2 protein-coding genes are annotated in these 1,706 nt (G+C 25.4%); both read left to right on the top strand.

Annotated elements, in window-relative coordinates; all coding sequences use genetic code 4:
* A partial coding sequence (locus ACNF36_RS02990; protein ID WP_418303677.1) for an MscL family protein occupies positions 1-335 on the top strand: 335 nt, incomplete at its 5' end.
* A gap of 319 nt (positions 336-654) precedes the next feature.
* The gene (locus ACNF36_RS02985; RefSeq protein ID WP_418303676.1) at positions 655-1,629 is read left to right on the top strand and encodes an Eco57I restriction-modification methylase domain-containing protein; all 975 of its coding nucleotides are present in this window, start codon (positions 655-657) and stop codon (positions 1,627-1,629) included.
* The last annotated feature ends 77 nt before the right edge of the window (positions 1,630-1,706 follow it).

Raw genomic sequence — 1,706 nt, 5'->3', positions numbered from 1 at the left:
TCATTTTAGGAGCAGTATTCAGTGCTTTAGTTGCTTCATTAGCAAACGATATTATTATGAACCCAATTTCTAAATTATTAGGATTTGACGAATTAGCAAAAATGGAATCAAATGGTGTTCTTTACGGAAAATTCTTAGCTGCATTATTAACATTTATTATTGTTTCATTTGTTGTATTTGCAATTTTATTAGGATACTTCTTAATTGCTAACGCTATTGCAGCTCACAAAGCTGCTAAAAGACCAACAGTTGCAGAAGCTCCAGCTAAACCTACAACAGAAGAATTAATCTTAAAAGAATTAGTTAAACTTAATGACAAAATGGATAAAAAATAATTTATTCAAAATGATAAGCTACCTTTTAATTAACAAGGTAGTTTTTTTGTGACTTTTTAAAATAAAAATAATTCAATGTGCAATAGTTGATATCACATAAATGTACGAATTATTTAAAGTGCGATTTTCAAGATTATTAAAGGTTGTTAAATGAATAAATATTTACTAAAATTATTACAATATAGACTTAAGAATAAAAGGTTAGTGCAATCGAAAATGCTATAATAAAATTAAGATTAGAGACTATAGTTAAGTACACAAAATGAGTTAAATTTTGGTTTTAAAAATAAAATAAATTAACGAAAGGTGCATGGGAAATATGAACAAGATTCAATACGGACAATTCTTCACTGAAAGAAATGTTTTTAAAAATAACTCTGTTTTTCAAGAGTTTATGTCTAAAAATGAGTTATGAAATAAAAATATCTTAGAACCTTTCGCAGGTGCTAATAATTTAATTAGATTCTTACAAGAAAAAAATCAAAAATTGAAGTATGAATCTTTTGATTTAGAACCTAAAAACTCAAATGTAAAGAAAAACGATAGTATTAACAATTGATTCTATAAAGACTTTGATTTAATAGTAACTAATCCCCCATATTTATCAAAGCATTCTGCTAGAAGAATGAAAATAGATGCTGATTTTCAAAATTACGATGATTTATACAAACTATCATTAGATAGATGTATAAGCAATGTTAGATTCACAGTTGCAATTATTCCTACAACACTCATTAATAGTAATAGAAAAGAAGATCAAAAATTAATTGAAAAGTTAGTTATTTTTCAATTATTACCAGACAAGGAAAATTTCAATGATACTGAGCACCCTGTTGCTTTAGCTTATTTTGATAATCTAAAAGATGATAGTGACTTCTTACTTTATGAAAATAATAAGTTCATAGATAGTTATAAAAACTTAAGAAATAAGGAACAAAAAATCCTAAAGCAAAAAAATAAATGAAATATAAGATTTAATGTTGTTTCAGGAAATCTTTGCATAAATACAGGTGATAACACAAAAGACAAAACAAATATTAAGTTTCACGATTCTGAATGAAAATCAAATGATCAAGTCAAATCTACTGACAGACATAAAGTGAAATTGTTAATTGAAGATGTAGAAGTGGATGAAGAATTAATAGAAGCATTCAATAAAAAAATCCAGGAATTAAGAAACAATCATTGTGATTATTTATGAGCTTCATTTAAAGGTGTTTCAAGAACAGGTCATTTTAGAAAAAGATTAGATTTTGAAACTGCAAAAAAAATAATAAATTCAATACAAATTTAGTAAACTAGGACAAGTCTTATAGACAATTTATAAAAAACTCAAAGCATCTCAACATTGTTGAGGTGTTTTTCAATTTA

This window comes from Mycoplasma sp. 4463, assembly GCF_048381515.1.
In the GTDB taxonomy this organism is placed as follows: Bacteria; Bacillota_I; Bacilli_A; order Mycoplasmatales; family Metamycoplasmataceae; genus Mycoplasmopsis.
Note: the sequence above shows the minus strand (reverse complement) of the source record. Positions and strands in the feature narration are given on the sequence as shown.